5 protein-coding genes are annotated in these 3,233 nt (G+C 69.3%); all 5 read right to left on the bottom strand.

Annotated elements, in window-relative coordinates; translation table 11 throughout:
* Positions 1-51: 51 nt before the first annotated feature.
* Positions 52-267: a hypothetical protein gene (locus BGN98_RS07420; protein ID WP_288120551.1), complete on the bottom strand. Its 216-nt coding sequence runs from the start codon at positions 265-267 to the stop codon at positions 52-54.
* A 213-nt stretch (positions 268-480) separates the two neighbouring features.
* Entirely contained in the window at positions 481-987 is a 507-nt protein-coding gene (locus BGN98_RS07425; RefSeq protein ID WP_288120553.1) for a hypothetical protein, read from the bottom strand.
* A gap of 120 nt (positions 988-1,107) precedes the next feature.
* The gene (locus tag BGN98_RS07430) at positions 1,108-1,635 is read right to left on the bottom strand and encodes a hypothetical protein (RefSeq protein WP_288120554.1); all 528 of its coding nucleotides are present in this window, start codon (positions 1,633-1,635) and stop codon (positions 1,108-1,110) included.
* Positions 1,636-1,690: 55 nt separating this feature from the next.
* Positions 1,691-2,695 (bottom strand): DUF4192 family protein, encoded by a 1,005-nt coding sequence (locus tag BGN98_RS07435; protein ID WP_288120555.1) that lies wholly within the window; start codon positions 2,693-2,695, stop codon positions 1,691-1,693.
* Positions 2,696-2,854: 159 nt separating this feature from the next.
* Positions 2,855-3,196, bottom strand: coding sequence for a hypothetical protein (locus tag BGN98_RS07440; RefSeq protein WP_288120557.1), 342 nt, complete (start codon positions 3,194-3,196; stop codon positions 2,855-2,857).
* Between the last annotated feature and the right edge of the window lie 37 nt (positions 3,197-3,233).

Below are 3,233 nucleotides of genomic sequence, written 5' to 3' on the forward strand. Positions count from 1 at the left end.
CGAGCGCAGAGGGCGGGCGCCCGCCGGGGTGGCGACGAGCGCCCATCTTTCCTATTCGGCCTCGGCGGTGCGGGCGAGGGTGTCGATGATCAGGGTTCCGTCGTGGGTGGGGGCGGTGACGGTCGAGATCAGGGCGAAGCCGCGGCGTCCGTAGTCTTCGAGATCCTGTGCCCGGTAGGCCATGTTGTTGTTGCTGGCCGAGTAGCCCTCTTCGCTGTCGTAGATCCGGGTGGAGATCGTTTCGTAGGCGACCTGGGTGGTGGTCATGGGTTCCTCCTAGTGACTGTGTTGTGTATCTGACATACACAACAATAGCGCTCGTCGCCGACATTGGCGAGACACCGGGATAGGGGTGCTGCTCATATAGGCCGGCGTCGGCGACCTTCCCGGACATGGGGTACTGCCGGGTGGCCGGGTGGTTCCGCTCGCGCGTGTGTTCCGGTGGCCCTGGCGGGGCGCTGTGGCCCCGCCAGGGGCGGGTTAGGCCCGCTCGGTGCTGACGATCTCGACGTCGAAGCTCTCGTGCCCGTTGGCGCGGTACGCCGCGAGCACGTCATCGAAGTCGATGCCCTCGCGGGCGTTCTCGTCAGCGTCGTCCTCGGTGGTCGCACTGGTGGAGTAGGTGACCCGGACGGTCACGGTGACCTCGGCCTCCACTTCCCAGTCGCGGCATCGGGGCGTTCCGTTCATCGCCTCGGCGAGTCGGTCGTACTCCTGGCAGAAGTCGGCGTGATCGGCGATCCGGCCTGCCTTCTCCCAGAAGTCGATCAGCCGGGGGTCCGACCCGTCGGTGATCTGCGCGGTGCGCAGCCGCTCAATCTCCCGCTCGCGCTCTGCGACCTTCGCGCGCGCCAGCTCGAGCTCATCGTGAGCTCGAGCGAGCTCGCCCGCGAAAGCGCCGCGGCGGTCGGTGACCGGCGGGGTGCCGGGGAAGGTCAGCGGACCCTCCGCGATCCCGCTGGTCGGGGCGGTCATGATGTCAGTCATATCGTCCTCCCTTGAACGTGTTGTGTATCTGACATACACAACACTAGTAGGGGGGTCGGACATTCGCAACCCTCGGTCTCGCGCGGGCACCGCTGTCGATGCAGGGTGCCCGCGCGAGTGTTAGCGCATGCCGCTATCCACGCTGTCGGCCAGCCACGCGGCGGCGTTCATCATGTTGTGCGCGGCCTCGAGCTCGGCGTCGTTGCTGCCTCCCTCGGCTGCCGCGTTCAGGCTCGTGATGCCCTCGCGGACGTCGCGGACTTGCATGGTGAGGGTGCCGAACGCTGCGCGTGCGGCTTTTGCCATGAGGGCGCGCACACTGTGGGCGTCGATCGGCTGCGCGGTCAGCGCGAGGGCGAACGTTTCGGCGTCGCCGTACCCGGCGGCGATCACGGCATCCGCGATCTGCTGCGCGGACTCGGGCGCGCCCTGCACCAGGATCGAGTCGGGCGCGGATGGCCCGCGAAACGCTCCGGGCGCGTCGTGCCGCTCGGGGTCGCCGTCATACAGGGGCGGCCCGTCGTTGAGGTTCACGCGCAGCCATCCGGCATCCTGCGCGGTGTCGATCTGCACCACCGGCACGCCGTCGCGCTGGCCTCGGTAGTGGGTCACGGTGATGCCCTCGGCGGGCGTCAGCTGGTCGGTCATGGTGTCCTCCGTGAGGTCCGGGCCGCACCCTCCCGGGGAGGGTGCGGCGGTCAGGTCAGCGCGAGAACGCGAACTCGGGCAGGTGACCGGCGTCCACGAACGTCCGCACGATCTGCGACAGTCCGTGCTCGGAGTCGATCGCCAGCGCGCGACGCGCGTAGGCGTCGGCGTGGGTGGAGCGTCCCAGTGCCCAGGACAGCCACGCAGCGGCCGCCAGCGGCCCCACCGGCGCATCCTCAGGCGAGAGGGCCGCGACGTACCGGCAGGCCGTCAGAGCGGCGTCCAGGCGCTTCGCGTCCGGGCGCGGTCCCTCACCCCACATGACCCGCGCCAGGTGCGCCGGGTACTCCTCGCCCTGCTCCCACCCGATCTGCGCGTCCAGCGCGCTCTCACCGGCGGCGAAGCCGTGCGACCACTGCACCAGGGCGATATCGCGCGTTGCGGGCCGGTTCAGCATCGCCGACAGCAGCGCCACCGCGCCCGCGTCGAGGTCCGACCCATCCCAGGACAGCGCCTGCTCGATCGCGTCCAGCAGATCGCCGCCCGCCATCGCCAGCGCCACCGGCAGGTCGGTCGGCAGAGCCTCCGCGACCTGCGCCGCCAGCGCCTCGTCCACGGCGGGGAGCGCCGCCCCGGCGCGCTGGTCCGAAGCGGTCAGCATCGCCGCCAGGTGCGCGGGAGTCTCCGGCAGAGCCTCGGTCCCGTCCTCGCCGATTCGACCCCAGGCATCCCCGGCGACGTACAGCCGGTCGATCACCTGCATCCCGCACATGTCGGCCTGCGTGGTCATCGCCGAACCGATCGCCTCGGCCTGCTCGCGCTCGCCGTAGACGATCAGGGCGAAGCCGGTCGCGTTCTCGACCTTGACCAGCAGGCCCATCGCCACCGCCGCGAACGATCCGGCGTTCTCGGCGGCCGGAACATCGAAGCGCATCGCACCGATCGTGCGAGTGCCCGCAAACGGCACCGCGACGACCGACTCGCTCGGGCGGTATCCCAGCATCGCCGGGACTGCCGTGAGGAAGTCGCCGGCTCCGGTTGCCTTGTGAATGGTGGTCATCTCGTCCTCCTAGACGTGTTGTGTATCTGACATACACAACACTAGTCAATGCGGGGGACATTGGCAACCCCGAACGGCGCTCGCCGCAGGTAGCTGCCGAAACGTGCGGACGCCCCGCCGGTGTCCGTTCCGGCGGGGCATCCGTTCAGCGGCGGGCCGCTAGTCGTCCCACGATCGGCGCGGGGCGAAGCGGAATCGCTCGTCGCCTTCGTTGTGGGCGAGATCCTCGGCGCGGGCTCGGTACTCCTCGTCGCTGAGCCGGGAGCCGTGCCCGTTGGCCCAGGGGAGCGGGTCGCGGTCGCCCTCGGTTTCGCCCTCCCAGACCTCGCGAATGATGTGGTCGGCGGTGGCGTGCTCGTGCAGCGCGTCGAACAGCGCGGCCAGGGTGAACCCCTCGCCCATGTTGATCCGGTTGAGCACTTCTTCCGAGTTCCAGTAGCCGACCATCTGCGCGGCCTCGGTGATGACCTCGCGGTCGATCTCGACGGTGACAGTTGCCATGTCTCCTCCTTATGTTGTGTATCTGACACTGATAACT

The sequence above is a fragment of the Microbacterium sp. 69-7 genome (assembly GCF_001897985.1).
Lineage (GTDB): Bacteria > Actinomycetota > Actinomycetes > Actinomycetales > Microbacteriaceae > Microbacterium > Microbacterium laevaniformans.

Coding starts and splice junctions, on each gene's coding strand:
- BGN98_RS07420 (WP_288120551.1), bottom strand. CDS start 267: ATGACCACCACCCAGGTCGCCTACGAAACGATCTCCACCCGGATCTAC.
- BGN98_RS07425 (WP_288120553.1), bottom strand. CDS start 987: ATGACTGACATCATGACCGCCCCGACCAGCGGGATCGCGGAGGGTCCG.
- BGN98_RS07430 (WP_288120554.1), bottom strand. CDS start 1,635: ATGACCGACCAGCTGACGCCCGCCGAGGGCATCACCGTGACCCACTAC.
- BGN98_RS07435 (WP_288120555.1), bottom strand. CDS start 2,695: ATGACCACCATTCACAAGGCAACCGGAGCCGGCGACTTCCTCACGGCA.
- BGN98_RS07440 (WP_288120557.1), bottom strand. CDS start 3,196: ATGGCAACTGTCACCGTCGAGATCGACCGCGAGGTCATCACCGAGGCC.